The sequence below is a fragment of the Marinospirillum celere genome (assembly GCF_900112235.1).
Lineage (GTDB): Bacteria > Pseudomonadota > Gammaproteobacteria > Pseudomonadales > Halomonadaceae > Marinospirillum > Marinospirillum celere.
In genome coordinates this window covers 406,773-422,120 of sequence record NZ_FOLH01000003.1, presented here as the reverse complement: position 1 = coordinate 422,120, position 15,348 = coordinate 406,773, and the positions used below count along the sequence as shown (strand labels likewise).

Sequence of the window (15,348 nt, the reverse complement as noted above, 5' to 3'; positions counted from 1 at the left end):
AGCAAATTTAGGCTGCTTTTGTGGACAGGGTAGCCTGCTTAATCAGTTGATAAAGCCAGCGAAAGCCCTCTTCCCAACGATGATGGCCAGAAGCGGTATTGATATGCCCAACCGCACCGAGAATCTCTGCGCTTACCTGCCAGTTGCCCGCCAATTCATGGATGCGGGCTTCACTGGCTGCCGGGTCATTTTTTGAGCCCAGAACCAGCGCAGGAAAAGGTAGGGGTTGGCGGCTGATGGGTGCAAAAGGCCTAAGTGCTTCTGGGCAGCCTGGCCTTTCCACATCAGCAGGGGCAACCAACAGAGCAGCTTCAATTTTGTTCAGCAATGCAGTTGGAGTCTGTTCAGCCCAGTTAACCAGATTGATGCAACCTAAGCTGTGAGCAATCAACACCACGGGGCCATCCAACTGTTTCAGAGTGGTTTCCAGAGACTCACGCCAGTCTTGCGGATCAGGCTGCAACCAGTCCTTCACCTGCAAACGTGAACTGTTCGGCAAGGCCTGTTGCCAGTGGGTTTGCCAATGATCTTCACCCGAGCCCTGCCAGCCGGGAAGAATCAAAAAGTGTTTGTTGCATGTCATGAAGGGTTCACCTTAATTCAAGAGGTATGCTGACTAAGGTAAGTCATTTTTGATAAAACAAAAAAGAATATAAAAATATATTTTAATTTCTTTTTGCTGTTAACTTTAGGAGGGCAAGGGTTTCTACATGGCGCGTCTGAGGAAAGAAGTCGTAGGGCTGCAGGCGCACCACCTGGTAGTTGCTTAGGGATTCCAGGTCGCGCTTTAGGGTGCCGGCACTGCAAGATAAGTAAGCCAGGCGTTCTGGCTGGTAGCTTTCATTGACCCAGCGGGTCACCTCAGGTTCCATGCCGATGCGTGGTGGATTGGTGTAGAGCAGTCGGGTTTGCTGTTGATCAGGGTCAGTACTGGCAACCCAGGCTTGAATTTGCGGCAGGCGCTCTCGGCAATAGCCGCGCAGTATCAGTGCTTCATGGGCATTATCAGCGGCAGCTTCTACGGCTTCGCCACCGGACTCCACGCCCACACAAGCCGCTTGTTGGTTTAGCCAGCGTTGCAAGCTGGCCCCTGCACCGGAATAAAGATCCACCACACAACTTTGGTCATCGGGTTGCAGGAAGCGTTCAGCTTCTTGCAGTGCCTGTTGATAGAGTTCCGGCAGGAGCTGCTGAAAACCCTGAGGGCCATAGATCAGGCCCTGGCTATCTAGAGAGCGTGGCTGCCCCCAGACCAGTTGCCAGGTTTTTTTCGCCAGTACCTTTTTTCCGGTTGACGGGTTGAGGTGCAGCCAAAGCCCTTCGTAACCCAGGCGTTCCATTTCAGGATAGAGGTCTTCCAGCCATGCCAGTGGCGGCTGGTTACGGCTTTTAACCACCAGGGTGATTTGGCTACCGGCTTGAACCAGCCAGGCCAGCGGAAAAGTCTCTGCTGTCGGTAAGTAAGCCGCGAGTAGTTGCATCAACCGATTGGTTCTTGGAGTATGCAGAGGGCAATTGGGAATGGCTAAGACTTCATCCTGCCAGGCGTTTTTAAGATGCATGCCGATTTGCCAGCCCTGTTCGGGTAACCAGCGGCAAGCCAGAGTGACTCGATCCCGGTAACCCCAGCGCTTTTCAGCAGCAACAGCCTTTAACGGTTGCAGGCGATCCTGCCAGGGTGCTAGCTGTTGTTGTAACCAGTTGAATTTTTGCGTCTCACTGGCAGCAGCAGCTAACTGCCGATGAGGGCAGCCGGGACAGGCAGGCTCGCAGCCAGGTCGTAGAGGCAGGTTTTGTTCAGTTCGGGCAGGATACATGGGTGCTCATCAGGTTATAATTGCTTTTTTAAGTGTCGCTTACTTTTCTTGCAGCTAAAAGGCCCGATTTTGAGTTCAGAGCAGTTTCACCAAAATTCGTTATCCCAGGATTACCTGTTTCGCTTTGGCGGTATGGCGCGTCTTTATGGTCTGGAGGGGCTCCAGCGGTTGGCTCTTGGCCGAGTTGCGGTGATCGGTATTGGTGGTGTCGGTAGCTGGACGGCAGAAGCTTTAGCGCGCTCAGGCGTGGGTCAGATCACTCTGTTTGATTTGGATGATGTCTGCACCAGTAATATCAATCGTCAGTTGCATGCTCTGGATACCACTGTGGGTCACTCCAAGGTGGAGGTAATGGGTGAGCGGCTATTGCAGATTAATCCTGAGTTAAAGGTGGAAGCTTGTAGCCAGTTTGTGACCTTGAAGAACCTGGAAGAATCTCTTACCCATCAAGGTAGCAAACGCTTTGATGTGGTGGTGGATGCCACGGATACGGTGCCGGTCAAAGCTGGGTTAATTGCTTGGTGTCGAAGGAATAAACAGAAGCTGGTGGTGGTGGGTGGTGCCGGGGGGCAGTTGGATCCACGCCAGATCACTACAGCTGACCTGGCAAAAACCACTCAGGACCCTTTGCTGGCGAAAGTCAGAAACCTGCTACGCCGCGATTATGGCTTCAGTCGCAATCCGAAAAGGCGCTTTGAGGTTGAATGTGTTTATTCCACCGAGCAGCTGATTTATCCACAACCTGATGGTTCAGTTGCCTGCAGTAAACCGCCTGCAGGCGAGGCCATGAAGCTGGATTGTGCCAGTGGTTTTGGTTCGGCCAGTTTTGTCACTGGTAGTTTTGGGTTGCTGGCAGCCCAGAGGGCCTTGCAAAAATTAATTGCTTGATAAAAAAATATCCTTAACAGGGCAGTCAGCAAGGTTTTTTGGCGTTATGCTGGCAGGTGTATTTCCATAAAATAAACAGGGATTAGGATGATGCGTTTTTTGATCTTCAAGGGGATTACCCTCAAGTTAGTGGTTCTTGTTGCTTTGGCCAGTAGTTTGCCTCTTTCCATTATGGGTGGTGTCACCTACTTCACCATGAAAGCCAGTATGGAAAGCAACCTCCAATCCACCTTGACCGGTGTGGGTGATGATATTACCTATCTGCTGGATGAGTTCATGATAGCTAGGGGCCAGGAAGCTCGCTTGCTGGCTACTTCTCTGGATCCAGACCTGGCGAACCAGCAGCTGGCCTCTGGCCTTGAAGTCACCGAGCACTTTAACTGGCTGGGTAAGCTAGACAGCAATGGAGCCATCCTTGCTGAAGCGGGTGAACAACAAACCCTGAGTGGCCAGAGTGTGGTGGCAACCCGAAGCGACTGGCTAGCAGCCTATCGTGATGGTAAGCGTCTGATTGACGTGGATGCACGCCCTGGTGCATCCAATAACCGTTTTGTGGTTTATCTGCATGCCACTGAAGACGGAAATTTTTTAGCCGCACAGATGCCTATGGAAGCAGTGATCGCTTTGGTGAACCGGGTGCAAATTGGTGAAACCGGGCGGGCTACCTTATTTAATCGTTCGGGGACGTTGATTGGTCATCCAGATGCCAGTCGCTTTGGTGAGGATATGAGCCACTACCCGATTATGGAACCGCCTGTACGCCAGGGTCAGGGCCACTCAGGTGCCGAGTTTTTGAGTGGCGATGGCCGCTACAAGTTTGGTATGACCAGTGTATTGCCACAATTGGAAGAGCGTTATGGTCTTCGTTGGGGGTTAATCGTGGATCAAACCCTGAGCGAACTCTATGCGCCAGTTAATCGACTCAATTGGACACTCTGGACACTCTGGGTTATCGCCTTGTCAATTACTCTGGTGGTGGGTTTTGTCTATTCTCAGGTGTTGATCAAACCTCTGAAAGCTTTATCCAAGGGGCTTTCATCAATTGCCGCTGGGGATGCCGATTTGACCCGACGCCTGGATGTTCGTTCTAAGGATGAAATTGGCGATACGGCCAAGGCTTTTAATCGCCTGATGAAAAACCTACAAGAGCTGATCAGTGATGTTTCTTCAGCGGCCAGTGAGCTTTCTTCGGCCTCTTCCCAGCTTAATTCCAGTACCCGCTCCACTGATGAGGCACTTAGAAATCAACAGTCGGAAGTCGAGCAGGTGGCAACCGCAATGAATGAAATGAATGCGACCGTTCATGAGGTGGCTCGGAATGCCGGTCAGGCTTCGCAAGCGGCAGAGACTTCTAATGCTGCTTCCTTGGAAGGCAAAAGGGTTGTTGATCGTACTCTGGAAGATATTCATCAGCTTGCTGAAGATGTCGAAGTCTCTGCTAAGGTTATTCACCAGTTGGAAACGGATGCTGACAGCATTGGCAAGATACTGGATGTAATCGGTGAAATTGCTGATCAAACCAATCTATTAGCGCTGAATGCAGCAATCGAAGCTGCCAGGGCGGGTGAGCATGGTCGTGGTTTTGCGGTCGTGGCTGATGAAGTGCGTGTACTGGCTCAGCGTACTCAGGAATCAACAGAAGAAATTCGCCGCATGATTGAAAACTTCCAGAGCAGTTCACGCCAAGCGGTTGAAGCCATGCAGCTAAATCGCAATAAAGCCGATGAAACCGTAGAGCAGGCCAGACAAACTGGCGATGCCTTGGAAAAAATCAATCAGGCTGTGGCGACCATCAATGATATGAATGCCCAGATTGCCAGTGCGGCTGAAGAGCAGAGTGCTGTGGCAGAAGAAATCAATCACAACATTCACAGCATTTCTGATCTTTCGGCAATTACAGGTGAGCATTCAGCTCAAGCTGCCGACGCCAGTGAACGCCTGGCTGAGCTGGCCAACCAGTTGCATAGTCGGGTAGGGCGTTTTCGGGTTTAATTCTCGACTGACCAGAAGCACCTAAAAGCTGCCATTCCCCAGTGAATGGCAGCTTTTTTTATGAGTGGCCGCTTCCAGGTGGTTAGTATTCTTAAAAGTTACAAGATTATAACGAAGGTCGTAGAGACATTTCCTTTCGCCTTCTCTAAATTAAAATCTGCTCATAAATAAAATACTCATGTAGGAGCAGGTTCATGTCTAAAAACTCCCTCCCTTTTGAGAATGTCAGTAGACGCGATCTTCTGAAATTCGGGATAGGTGCAGGTGTTGTCGGCCCTTTGGCGCTCAGTAGCACGAGTGCCCAGGCTATTAACACCAATGCCCATTTTGTAATCGTTGGTGCCGGTGCTGGCGGTACTTCCATGGCCAGTCGACTCAGTCGCGCTTTAAACGGTGCTCGAGTGACTATTATTGATGCCCGTGAACGTCACCACTATCAGCCTGGCTGGACGCTGGTTGCCTCAGGTGTTTGGAATAAAAACAAGACCCTCAGTAATACTCAAGACTGGCTGCCTAACAGTGTTGAATGGATTCGGGGAAGAGTTGCTGAGTATGATCCCGACAACAATCGGGTGCTGTTGGAAACAGGTGAAGCGGTCCCCTATGACTATCTAATAGTCGCTTGTGGTTTGCAGCTGCGTTATGAGCGTATTGAAGGCATGGATGTTGATCTGATTGGTCAGGGTAAGGGAGTGGGCAGTGTCTATGCCAGTATTGAGCATGCTGAAAAAACCAATAATGAAATCAACCAGTGGGTTGCTTCTGGCGGTGGAACAGGGCTGTTCAACTTGCCACCGACTGCGCTCAAGTGTGCTGGTGCACCGCTTAAGATGACCTTTACCACGCTTTCCAAGCTGGAGGGCTCAGGTCGTCGTGATAACTTCAATGTTGAATTTATGACGCCCTCAGGTGGTCTTTTTGGGGTTCCCTTCTATAACGATTTCGTCAAACAGCGTTTTGAAGATCAGGGCGTTAAACGCAATGATTTCTGGACCTTGAAGGGAATTGATGCTGATACCAAAAAGGCGACTTATCTCGTAAAGGGTGAGCGTACAGGTGAAGCTTCATCAGGGCACTACACCACTGGAGGTGGCAATCAACAACAAGAATGGGAAGAAACCAAGGATTTTGATTTCATCCATGTTGTCCCACCGATGACGGCACCTGATTCAATTTTGAACAGTCCTTTGGTGTTTGCTGATGATGAAGCCTTCCCAACCTGGATGAAGGTGGATCGTGAAACCCTGCAAAATCCTGACTACCCCAATGTCTGGGGAATCGGTGATGTGATGGGCATGCCCAGCAACAAAACGGCCGCCAGTGTCAAAATGCAGGCTAGTGTGCTTGAGCAAAACATCTTGGCTTATCTGCAGGATCGCCCTCTTCCAGCTCGGCACAATGGTTACACTTCCTGTCCGCTGATTACCGGGATTGGCAAGGCCATGCTGGTTGAGTTTGGTTGGGGAGGTGAACTCTTGCCTTCGTTCTCATTCATTGATCCCAAACAAGAATCCTGGACGGTTTGGGTCATGAAGGAACGGATGTTGCGTCCCGCTTATTACGCCATGCTTGAAGGCCGAGTATAAGGAGAAGAACAATGACTTTTATGGGTACTATGACGGTTGTTTGGTATTCCGCCCTGCCTTGGTTGTGGCTGCTTGCCTTGATGCTTGTGCTTTTCCTGGTTCCCCAGGTGATAGCGCGTATGAAAGGCTATGCTTTTACTCAAAAGGGTGGAGTGGGATCTAAATACCTGCCGCCACTGGTTTTTGTATTGGCACTCTTTCTTTTGCCCTTGCACACTCAATCCAGTATCGCTTATGTGAATACCTGGGTGGATTGGTTGAATTTGATCGGTGCTTCTGTGGGTTTGGGTATTTATGCCTGGTTGGTCTTTCACCCAGTTTGCTACCTGCGTAACCGCAAAGCCTAGGCTGTTATATTGAAGTTGTTGCCCTGCTTAGGCAGGGCTTTTTTGTATTAAGCTATAAGTATATTTCCTGTGGCTATTTAAAGCATCTGATCTCTAGGTTAGACTTAAAGAAATTCTGTTAGGAGGTAGCGCCATGCAAAAACCTCAGGTAACCGCATTCTTCGATGAATTCACCTTTACTTACAGCTACCTGGTTAAAGATCCAGCCAGTAATAGCTGTGCATTGATCGATTCAGTGTTAAATTTTGATCCCGCCTCAGGCACCACCTCAACAGAAAGCGCTGATCAGATGATCGCTGCTGTTCGAGATCAGGGGTTGCAAGTGGAATGGATTCTTGAAACCCATGTCCATGCTGACCACCTATCGGCTGCACCCTATTTGCAGCAGGAAGTTGGAGGCAAGCTGGGTATCGGTGCTGAAATCAAAAGCGTTCAGGAAGTTTTTGGTAAGGTCTTTAATGAAGGCAGTGACTTTGCCCGTGATGGCAGTCAGTTTGATCATCTGTTTAAGGATGGCGATACTTTTCAAATGGGCCATCTGGAGGGGCGGGTTTTGCATACGCCGGGCCACACCCCAGCTTGTTTGACCTATTTGATAGGTGATGCAGGTTTTGTTGGCGATACCCTGTTTATGCCGGACTATGGAACGGCACGCTGTGACTTTCCCGGCGGCGATGCGCGTACACTCTATCATTCCATACAAAAGATTTTCGCCTTGCCGGAAGAGACACGCCTATTCATGTGTCACGATTACAAGGCACCCGGGCGGGAAGCCTTCCAATACGAAACAACGGTTGCTGAGCAAAAAGCCAGCAATATTCATGTCGGCGAGGGCAAAACTGAGGAGGAGTTTGTGGAAATGCGAATGGCCAGGGATGCGACTCTGGGAATGCCGCGTCTGATTCTGCCTTCTGTTCAAGTCAATATGCGGGCAGGACGCTTGCCACCCGCAGAAGACAATGGTGTAAGCTACCTTAAACTGCCCTTAAATCAATTCTGAAGGAGTAACCCCATGGCTGACTTACCTCCCATGCGTCAACTGGAAGCTGATTTGCGGACCAGCGGCCAACTCAGTGTTGACGATATTAAAGCCCTGGCTGCTGAAGGTGTAAAATCCCTGATTTTCAATCGTCCTGACAAAGAGGGTGAAGATCAGCCGGAAACAGCTGAATTAAAAAAGACCGCTGAAGAGCTGGGCATGAAATGGGTTCACCAGCCGGTCATTTCAGGGCAGATTACCGATCAGCAGGGCGCCGAATTTGGCAAGCTCTATGCGGAAGCGCCCAAACCCGTGGTTGCTTTCTGCCGCACAGGAGTCCGCTGTGGCTGTCTTTGGGCGCTGAGTCAAAAAGATAAAAAGCCTGGTAAAGCGCTGGTTGAGGATATGAAAAAGGCAGGTTTTGATTTGCCTGACTTCTTTAAGCGATTGGAATCCTGATTGGCGGTAATGAAAAACACCCCTAAAGGTTCTTCCCCCTTTCCCGAGCTTCAGGGTGCAGCCCTTCAGCAAGGGCTTTGGGGGCTGATCAAAAATCGCAACTACACGGCCAGGTTATTTCGTCAGGATCTTTCCGCAGCCCTGATCGTTACCCTGCTGCTGATTCCACAAAGCCTGGCCTATGCCCTCTTGGCTGGCTTGCCTCTGCAAGCGGGTCTCTATGCCAGCATCCTGCCTGCCATTGCCTATGCTTTGGTTGGAAGCAGTGGGGTCCTGGCTGTGGGGCCTGTTGCGATTACCTCCCTGCTAACCTATAGCGCACTCAATCCCTTGGCCGAGCCAGGAAGCAGTGAATACCTGATGCTGGCTATCTTGCTGGCCTTGATGTCCGGTATGTGTTTGTTGTTGATGGGCTTGCTGCGCATGGGTTTCCTGGCTAATTTTCTTAGTCATCCGGTGATGTCTGCCTTTGTAAGTGCCTCGGCTCTGGTCATACTGTTGGGGCAGGTTAAGGGGGTGACAGGCATTCCCATTGAAAGCGGTACCCTGCCTGTTCAGCTGCTGAGTCTGGTTGAGTCTTTTGGTCAACTGCATGGCTTGACTCTGCTACTGGGTTTGGGTTGTGTGCTCTTCCTGCTGGTGATGCGGCATTTTTTGGTGAAGTGGCTGCTTAAGTTGGGAGTGGCAGCGGGTCTGGCAGCCTTATTGGCACGCATGGCGCCTTTGATCTTATTGATTTTGACCACCCTGTTGGTTGCTTTCAGCCAGCTAGATGAGCAGGGCGTAAAAATTGTTGGCAAGTTGCCAGTGGGTTTTCCGGAATTGGCTCTCCCCAGTTTGAGTAACCACTGGCTGCTCAGTCTGTTGCCGGCAGCGATGATGATCAGTTTAATAGGCTTTGCTGAGTCAGTAGCGATTGCACGTAATTTTGCTGCGAAAAGACGCCAGCAGGTTAACCCGAATCGTGAGCTTTTGGGTTTGGGGCTGGCTAATCTGGTTTCAGGTGCTAGCGGCGCTTTTCCAGTCACTGGTGGCTTGTCTCGTACGGTGGTTAATCATGATGCGGGTGCCGTGACTCCACTGGCAAGTTTCCTGACTGGGTTGGGGATGGCTTTGGTGCTGCTTTACTTTACCGGCTGGCTCTATTATTTGCCCCAGGCCATGCTTTCCTCAGTCATTATTGTTGCCGTCTTGTCTTTGATTGATTGGAAGCAGCTGCCTTATTTGTGGCGTTACAGTCGTGGCGATGCCTGGGCTTGGCTGGCTACGGCTCTTGGGGTTCTGCTGCTGGGTCTGGAAATAGGCCTACTCTTGGGCGTGCTGGTTTCCCTGGCTGCCTGGCTGGCAAAAAATAGTCACCCCCATATGGCGATTGTGGGGCGAGTGCCGGGGACTGAGCACTACCGCAATGTGCAGCGTTTTAAAGTTGAGGTAGAGCCAGAAATTCTCTCATTGCGGATTGATGAAAGCCTGATGTTTGCCAATGCTATTGAGGTTGAACAGCGTATTTTGGTGGAGTTAAGTAATCGTAAAGAGGTTCGCCATGTGATCCTGATGGGATCAGGCATTAATCATATCGATGCCAGTGGTGTGGAAATGCTGGAGCAGTTAAACCAACTCTTGGATGAGCAGGGTATTGCCCTGCACCTTTCCGAAATCAAAGGCCCGGTTCTGGACCGGTTGAAGCGCAGCCATTTTCTAAAGCTGCAGACCGGAAAGATTTTTCTGACCCAGCATCAGGCGGTCGCTGAGTTGACCCGGGTTGCATAAAAAAGGCCTGCACAGTGCAGGCCCTTTATAAAAAACTTCACTTTGAAACCCTGAAGCTTAGAAGATCACCTTGGACCAGCCGATCACCATTGGCAGGGCGGGCATGGCCAGAAGAACGACTAATCCAACAGGAATCCACCAGGGGCTGCAGGTCTCTTTGAAGTTTTCATCATGTTGCGCCATCAGAACCTCTAAAATGTAAGAAAGTTGATCTAAATCAAGTTCCGCATTTTAAAGACTTGGCATTTTTTTGTCATCTGCTGCTTTAGTACATCAAGGTAAAGAGCTTGCGTCGGCTTTGCACAACCAAGGGGTTGCTTTCGCCCAGCAGGGTAAACACTTCCAGCAGGGTCTTGTGGGCAACACCTTCATCATAGCTGCGGTCTTCCCGCATAATCGCCATCAGCAGGTCGATGGCCCGGTCATAATCTGCTTTTACCAGGGCATCCAGTGCCTTGAGGTAGCGGGCTTCGCTGTCATCACGGTCTGCTACCGCCGCCAGCTGTTCTGCTGAAGGTGCCCGCTCCGCGAAATTCAGACCCGACATCAGGCCCTTGACTTCGGGGCGGCCTTTTTCTGTTTCTGGCAGGTTTTCCAGAACAGCCTTGGCATCGGCTGCCTGGCCTTTTTGGAGAAGAACCCGGGCCATTTGAATTTGCAGCTCATAATCTTCAGGCAGCTGGCTGACCACCTGTTGCAGCAGCATCAGGGCCTGGTCAAGTTGTTCAGCACCTATCAGCTGGGCAATCTGTTCTTTAATTTGGTCCACAGGGTTGGTGAGGTGAGGTTCCAGAAAGGCACGAACTTCACTCTCGGGTTTGGCACCATTAAATTGATCAACCAACTGGCCCTGGCTGACCAGCATCACAGTGGGGACGCTGCGTACTTGAAATTGAGCAGCCAGTTCTTGCTGCTCTTCAATATTGACCTTGGCGAGAATAAATTGGCCTTGATATTCTTCGGCCAGCTTGGTCAGAATCGGTAGCAATTGTTTGCAGGGCGCACACCATTCAGCCCAGAAATCAATCAGTACAGGCTGCTGCATAGAGCCTTCAAGAATAACCTGCTGAAAGTTTTCAATTGTAATATCAATAATATAAGGAGAGTTGCTCATAGGGCATCCTGTAAATTAAAACTGGAGTCTTATCGAATAAATGGGGTCTTAGCGACCTTTTTTCCAGGGGCGAGCACTAAAATCCTGTGGGGGAGGTTGATTACTGCCTGCAGCAGAGTTGTCGCGTATGTCGCGGAAGTCCTTGCCAAAGCGGGGGCCTTCCTGCTTGGGTTGTTTACTGTGCTTCACATTTTCTTCCGCAACCTTATCGCTACGCTTGGCGGAATTAATGGCATTGGTGGCGGATTGCGTATTGATCCGCTTGACTAGCTGATAGCCTTCTTTTTCCAATTTATCACAGTACCACTGCTGACCTTGGGTGCCCGCCCAAAGAGGCAAGAGGGCAATGCCAGCAATAGCAGCAAGCATGAGCATAGGTGAGTTCAGTAGAGCTCCGACCACGGCAGCTCCACCCAGCATTAAAAAGCCCATAAACAGCAGGAAGGCTTTGCCCCAAAGGTTATTGGCAGCGGCCCAAAGAAAACTGGCAAGGAAGGCACCCAGGCTGAAGCCAACAGGAACGGCCTGGTAGCTTTTCTTCTTGCTATGTTGGTAAACGCGATAAACTGGCATTCGCGGCAAGGCTTCCCTGGTTAATGTATGGGTCAGCTGTGCATTATCCCTGGAAAACCGTAAGGTCTTCCAGTTTTCCAGGGTAACAGCTTGTTGCCAGATTGCCCGATTATGAAAGGTCAGGCATCTATACGTTTATATTTAATCCTTTTTGGTGTGTCATCGCCAACCCGTTTTTTGTGATCTTCTTCATACTCTTGATAATTACCTTCAAAAAAGACCACTTTGGAGTCACCTTCGTAGGCAAGAATGTGGGTTGCTATCCTGTCGAGGAACCAGCGATCGTGCGAAATCACCAGGGCGCAACCGGGGAAGGCCAGCAAGGCTTCTTCCAGAGCACGCAGGGTTTCGATATCCAGGTCGTTGGAGGGTTCGTCCAGCAGCAGGACATTGCCACCCTGTTTCAAGGTGAGTGCAAGGTGCAAGCGCCCCCGTTCACCACCTGAAAGATCACCAACACGTTTCTGTTGGTCATTGCCTTTAAAGTTGAAACGACCCACATAAGCCCGTGATGGCATTTCCACAGTGCCGACCTTGAGGATATCTGCGCCATCAGAAACGGCTTCAAAAACAGTTTTCTTGTCTTCCAGGCCTTCGCGTGACTGATCAACACTGGCGATTTGTACGGTATCGCCGATGACCACTTCACCGGAGTCCGGCTGCTCTTTGCCTTCAATCATTTTAAAGAGGGTGGATTTACCGGCACCGTTGCCACCGACGATCCCAACAATCGCGCCTTTAGGAATGGCAAAATCCAGATTGTCGATCAGCAGACGGTCATCAAAGCCCTTGCTGACGTTATGAAATTCAATCACTTTATCGCCCAGGCGAGGTCCGGGCGGAATATAAATTTCATTGGTTTCATTGCGTTTTTGAAACTCTTGGCTGGACAGTTCTTCAAACTGTTTAAGGCGCGCCTTGGATTTGGATTGGCGGCCTTTGCTGCCCTGGCGTACCCATTCCAATTCGTGCTGAACTGCTTTGCGGTGCGCTGCTTCCTGTTTGGCTTCTTTTTCCAGACGCTGTTCTTTGGCTTCCAGCCAGGCTGAATAGTTACCTTCAAAAGGAATGCCCATGCCGCGGTCCAGTTCCAGAATCCAACCGGCAACATTGTCCAGGAAGTAACGGTCGTGGGTAATCGCAACAACAGTGCCGTTATAATCATGCAGGAAGCGCTCCAACCAGGCTACGGACTCGGCATCCAGGTGGTTGGTGGGCTCATCAAGGAGAAGCATATCTGGGCCGGATAAAAGCAGACGGCAGAGAGCAACACGGCGCTTTTCACCACCAGAGAGGGTGTCGACCTTGGCTTCCCAGTCGGGCAAACGCAGGGCATCAGCAGCAACTTCCAGCTTGCGTTCCAGGTTGTGGGCATCAGACGCTTCGATAATATTTTCCAGCTTGGCCTGCTCGGCAGCCAGAGCATCGAAATCGGCATCAGGGTCAGCATAGGCGGCATAGACTTCATCGAGTCGGGCTTGGGCGTCTTTGACTTCAGAAACCGCCTCTTCAACAATTTCACGCACATTCTTGCCGGGGTCCAGCTGGGGCTCCTGAGGCAGATAGCCAACCTTAATGCCTGGCATGGGGCGGGCTTCACCGTGAAAGTCTTTGTCAACACCGGCCATAATGCGGAGCAGGGTGGATTTACCAGCACCATTCAAACCCAAAACACCAATTTTGGCGCCTGGGAAAAAGGATAAAGAAATATCCTTGAGGATGTCTTTCTTGGGTGGGATGGTTTTACCCACGCGATGCATGGTGTATACATATTGAGCCATAAACTGCTTCTACTCCTGTGAACTTGTCTGGCAGGTCGCTATCAATAAAAGGGCATGATAGGTGCAAGCCGTTAAGATTGCCAGCCCACAGGCTTAGACCCAAGGATAAGCTATGAAGAAACGACCAACACTTTTAATCACTCTCTTGTCTTTGGCATTTGTGGTAGGTGCTCTACTGGTGGCTTTTCAAGTCATTAATGCCCAGCAGCGAGCGCTTCCAGAGGTGAGTTTTCAGACTCTTCAGGGTGAAGGTCGCCAGTTGGAAAGCTTTCGCGGTGAACCCTTCCTGGTTAATGTTTGGGCAACCTGGTGTCCGCCCTGTGTCCGAGAAATGCCTTTGTTGGCAGATTTGGATGCCAGTCATGAGGAGCTACAGGTCGTTTTGGTCAATCACGGTGAAACACCTGAGCGTATTGAGGATTTTCTGGAAGAAATGGGTTTGAACTTGCAGCATCTGCTGTTGGACCCTCGGGGTGAGCTGGTGGCGCACTCAGGGCATCGCGGCTTGCCAGTCACTTATTTCTATAATGCTCAGGGTCATTTGGTTGCAACCCAGTCGGGAGAAGTGACTCGTGAAGACTTGGCAGATCTACTGCCCAGAATGGGTGTGAACTTTTATCCCGAGCGTCTGCCCTAGTCATTATTAAAACTTTTCACTTGGATCCGGTTATTTTTTTGATAGGAAGCCTGGCCTTCAGTGAGGTAGAATAGTGTCCTTCAAATTTTGCAACCTAGTCTAAGCCCACCGGGGAAGCCATGTTTAGTCGTAAAATGAATATCGCTGATTTTGATGCTGAAATCTGGTCTGCCATGCAGGAAGAAGTGCAGCGTCAAGAAGATCATATCGAGCTTATCGCCTCAGAAAACTACACCAGCCCAAGAGTCATGGAAGCTCAAGGCAGCCTGCTGACCAACAAGTATGCTGAAGGCTACCCCGGCAAGCGCTACTATGGCGGCTGTGAATTTGTCGACAAAGCCGAGCAACTGGCTATCGACCGTGCTTGTGAGCTGTTTGGTGCCACCTATGCCAATGTTCAGCCTCATTCTGGCTCTCAGGCCAACTCAGCGGTTTTTTTGGCGCTGGTTAAACCAGGCGATACCGTACTGGGCATGAGCTTGGCTGAAGGCGGTCACCTGACCCACGGTGCCAAGCCTAACTTCTCCGGTAAGCTTTACAATGCTGTCCAGTATGGTCTGAACCCTGAAACGGGTGAAATTGATTATGCTGAAGTGGAGCGCCTGGCCGTTGAGCATCAGCCAAAAATGATCATTGCCGGTTTCTCTGCCTATTCGAAGATTATCGACTGGGCGAAATTCCGTGAAATTGCTGATAAGGTTGGTGCCTACCTGTTTGTGGATATGGCCCATGTTGCCGGTCTGATTGCTGCGGGTGTTTACCCCAGCCCCATGCAACATGCCCATGTGGTTACCACCACTACCCACAAAACCCTGCGTGGTCCACGCGGCGGCTTGATCCTTTCTGCCTGTAATGATGAAGATATCTACAAGAAGCTGAATTCAGCTGTCTTCCCAGGCGGTCAGGGCGGCCCCTTGATGCACGTTATTGCTGCCAAGGCGATCTGCTTCAAGGAAGCCATGAGCGATGAATTCAAGGCTTACCAACAGCAGGTCGTTAAGAATGCCCAGGCCATGGCGAAAGTAATGATGGGTCGTGGGTATGACGTGGTTTCCAATGGCACCGAGGATCACCTCTTCCTGTTGAGCTTGATTTCCAAGGGCCTGACCGGCAAAGAAGCGGATGCTGCCTTGGGTGCTGCCCACATCACCGTCAATAAAAATGCCGTTCCCAAAGACCCACAAAGCCCTTTCGTAACCTCAGGTCTGCGTATCGGTACGCCTGCGGTAACGACTCGCGGCTTCAAGGAAGCTGAGTGTGCTGAACTGGCTGGCTGGATCTGCGATATCCTTGACGATATCAACAACACCAGTGTTCAGGAAGCAGTTAAGCAGAAAGCTGCTGCCCTCTGTGCTCGCTTTCCGGTCTATAAGGACTGAACAGCGGTTTCCGCCAGGGTGCTTTG

General features: G+C 50.6%; 15 protein-coding genes. 9 read left to right on the top strand and 6 right to left on the bottom strand.

The window, feature by feature from the left end:
- Nucleotides 1–7 precede the first annotated feature (7 nt).
- Nucleotides 8–583 (bottom strand): RBBP9/YdeN family alpha/beta hydrolase, encoded by a 576-nt coding sequence (locus BM185_RS09045; RefSeq protein ID WP_091962422.1) that lies wholly within the window; start codon nucleotides 581–583, stop codon nucleotides 8–10.
- Between the two features lie 82 nt (nucleotides 584–665).
- Nucleotides 666–1,817: a class I SAM-dependent RNA methyltransferase gene (locus tag BM185_RS09040; protein ID WP_091962419.1), complete on the bottom strand. Its 1,152-nt coding sequence runs from the start codon at nucleotides 1,815–1,817 to the stop codon at nucleotides 666–668.
- A gap of 69 nt (nucleotides 1,818–1,886) precedes the next feature.
- On the opposite strand from BM185_RS09040, the gene tcdA reads away from it, so the two are divergent.
- The 7 genes from tcdA to BM185_RS09005 all read left to right on the top strand — a co-directional run bounded on the left by tcdA (nucleotide 1,887) and on the right by BM185_RS09005 (nucleotide 9,838).
- A complete protein-coding gene (gene tcdA, locus BM185_RS09035; RefSeq protein ID WP_245751740.1) occupies nucleotides 1,887–2,705 on the top strand; it encodes a tRNA cyclic N6-threonylcarbamoyladenosine(37) synthase TcdA in 819 nt (272 codons plus the stop codon).
- 87 nt (nucleotides 2,706–2,792) lie between these two features.
- The gene (locus BM185_RS09030) at nucleotides 2,793–4,697 is read left to right on the top strand and encodes a methyl-accepting chemotaxis protein (RefSeq protein WP_091962416.1); all 1,905 of its coding nucleotides are present in this window, start codon (nucleotides 2,793–2,795) and stop codon (nucleotides 4,695–4,697) included.
- Nucleotides 4,698–4,891: 194 nt separating this feature from the next.
- Nucleotides 4,892–6,283, top strand: coding sequence for an NAD(P)/FAD-dependent oxidoreductase (locus tag BM185_RS09025; RefSeq protein WP_091962414.1), 1,392 nt, complete (start codon nucleotides 4,892–4,894; stop codon nucleotides 6,281–6,283).
- Nucleotides 6,284–6,294: 11 nt separating this feature from the next.
- Nucleotides 6,295–6,630, top strand: coding sequence for a hypothetical protein (locus BM185_RS09020; RefSeq protein WP_091962411.1), 336 nt, complete (start codon nucleotides 6,295–6,297; stop codon nucleotides 6,628–6,630).
- Between the two features lie 133 nt (nucleotides 6,631–6,763).
- Nucleotides 6,764–7,630: an MBL fold metallo-hydrolase gene (locus tag BM185_RS09015; protein ID WP_091962409.1), complete on the top strand. Its 867-nt coding sequence runs from the start codon at nucleotides 6,764–6,766 to the stop codon at nucleotides 7,628–7,630.
- Between the two features lie 12 nt (nucleotides 7,631–7,642).
- Complete coding sequence (locus BM185_RS09010) at nucleotides 7,643–8,068, top strand: protein tyrosine phosphatase family protein (RefSeq protein WP_091962406.1); 426 nt, start codon at nucleotides 7,643–7,645, stop codon at nucleotides 8,066–8,068.
- A 9-nt stretch (nucleotides 8,069–8,077) separates the two neighbouring features.
- The gene (locus tag BM185_RS09005) at nucleotides 8,078–9,838 is read left to right on the top strand and encodes a SulP family inorganic anion transporter (RefSeq protein WP_143089503.1); all 1,761 of its coding nucleotides are present in this window, start codon (nucleotides 8,078–8,080) and stop codon (nucleotides 9,836–9,838) included.
- 57 nt (nucleotides 9,839–9,895) lie between these two features.
- Here BM185_RS09005 and BM185_RS14950 read toward each other — a convergent pair whose 3' ends face one another.
- The 4 genes from BM185_RS14950 to ettA all read right to left on the bottom strand — a co-directional run bounded on the left by BM185_RS14950 (nucleotide 9,896) and on the right by ettA (nucleotide 13,306).
- A complete protein-coding gene (locus BM185_RS14950; protein WP_281247335.1) occupies nucleotides 9,896–10,021 on the bottom strand; it encodes a hypothetical protein in 126 nt (41 codons plus the stop codon).
- 82 nt (nucleotides 10,022–10,103) lie between these two features.
- On the bottom strand, nucleotides 10,104–10,952 hold the full coding sequence (gene trxA, locus BM185_RS09000; protein ID WP_091962400.1) for a thioredoxin: 849 nt from the start codon (nucleotides 10,950–10,952) through the stop codon (nucleotides 10,104–10,106).
- Nucleotides 10,953–11,000: 48 nt separating this feature from the next.
- Nucleotides 11,001–11,525 carry a hypothetical protein gene (locus tag BM185_RS08995; protein WP_091962397.1) on the bottom strand — a complete coding sequence of 175 codons (525 nt, stop codon included), beginning with the start codon at nucleotides 11,523–11,525 and terminating at the stop codon, nucleotides 11,001–11,003.
- 119 nt (nucleotides 11,526–11,644) lie between these two features.
- Nucleotides 11,645–13,306 carry an energy-dependent translational throttle protein EttA gene (gene ettA, locus BM185_RS08990; RefSeq protein WP_091962394.1) on the bottom strand — a complete coding sequence of 554 codons (1,662 nt, stop codon included), beginning with the start codon at nucleotides 13,304–13,306 and terminating at the stop codon, nucleotides 11,645–11,647.
- Between the two features lie 112 nt (nucleotides 13,307–13,418).
- Between ettA and BM185_RS08985 the strand changes: the two genes are divergently transcribed.
- Together BM185_RS08985 and glyA are read left to right on the top strand one after the other, a co-directional pair.
- Nucleotides 13,419–13,943, top strand: coding sequence for a TlpA family protein disulfide reductase (locus BM185_RS08985; protein WP_091962391.1), 525 nt, complete (start codon nucleotides 13,419–13,421; stop codon nucleotides 13,941–13,943).
- A gap of 119 nt (nucleotides 13,944–14,062) precedes the next feature.
- Nucleotides 14,063–15,322: a serine hydroxymethyltransferase gene (gene glyA / locus BM185_RS08980; RefSeq protein ID WP_091962388.1), complete on the top strand. Its 1,260-nt coding sequence runs from the start codon at nucleotides 14,063–14,065 to the stop codon at nucleotides 15,320–15,322.
- Nucleotides 15,323–15,348 lie beyond the last annotated feature (26 nt).

What these genes read in the sequence shown, in the direction of transcription:
- trxA (WP_091962400.1), bottom strand. Translation starts at nt 10,952, where the DNA reads ATGAGCAACTCTCCTTATATTATTGATATTACAATTGAAAACTTTCAG.
- BM185_RS08985 (WP_091962391.1), top strand. Translation starts at nt 13,419, where the DNA reads ATGAAGAAACGACCAACACTTTTAATCACTCTCTTGTCTTTGGCATTT.
- BM185_RS09005 (WP_143089503.1), top strand. Translation starts at nt 8,078, where the DNA reads ATGAAAAACACCCCTAAAGGTTCTTCCCCCTTTCCCGAGCTTCAGGGT.
- BM185_RS09040 (WP_091962419.1), bottom strand. Translation starts at nt 1,817, where the DNA reads ATGTATCCTGCCCGAACTGAACAAAACCTGCCTCTACGACCTGGCTGC.
- BM185_RS09045 (WP_091962422.1), bottom strand. Translation starts at nt 583, where the DNA reads ATGACATGCAACAAACACTTTTTGATTCTTCCCGGCTGGCAGGGCTCG.
- BM185_RS09020 (WP_091962411.1), top strand. Translation starts at nt 6,295, where the DNA reads ATGACTTTTATGGGTACTATGACGGTTGTTTGGTATTCCGCCCTGCCT.
- BM185_RS08995 (WP_091962397.1), bottom strand. Translation starts at nt 11,525, where the DNA reads ATGCCAGTTTATCGCGTTTACCAACATAGCAAGAAGAAAAGCTACCAG.
- ettA (WP_091962394.1), bottom strand. Translation starts at nt 13,306, where the DNA reads ATGGCTCAATATGTATACACCATGCATCGCGTGGGTAAAACCATCCCA.
- BM185_RS09010 (WP_091962406.1), top strand. Translation starts at nt 7,643, where the DNA reads ATGGCTGACTTACCTCCCATGCGTCAACTGGAAGCTGATTTGCGGACC.
- BM185_RS14950 (WP_281247335.1), bottom strand. Translation starts at nt 10,021, where the DNA reads ATGGCGCAACATGATGAAAACTTCAAAGAGACCTGCAGCCCCTGGTGG.
- BM185_RS09015 (WP_091962409.1), top strand. Translation starts at nt 6,764, where the DNA reads ATGCAAAAACCTCAGGTAACCGCATTCTTCGATGAATTCACCTTTACT.
- BM185_RS09025 (WP_091962414.1), top strand. Translation starts at nt 4,892, where the DNA reads ATGTCTAAAAACTCCCTCCCTTTTGAGAATGTCAGTAGACGCGATCTT.
- BM185_RS09030 (WP_091962416.1), top strand. Translation starts at nt 2,793, where the DNA reads ATGATGCGTTTTTTGATCTTCAAGGGGATTACCCTCAAGTTAGTGGTT.
- glyA (WP_091962388.1), top strand. Translation starts at nt 14,063, where the DNA reads ATGTTTAGTCGTAAAATGAATATCGCTGATTTTGATGCTGAAATCTGG.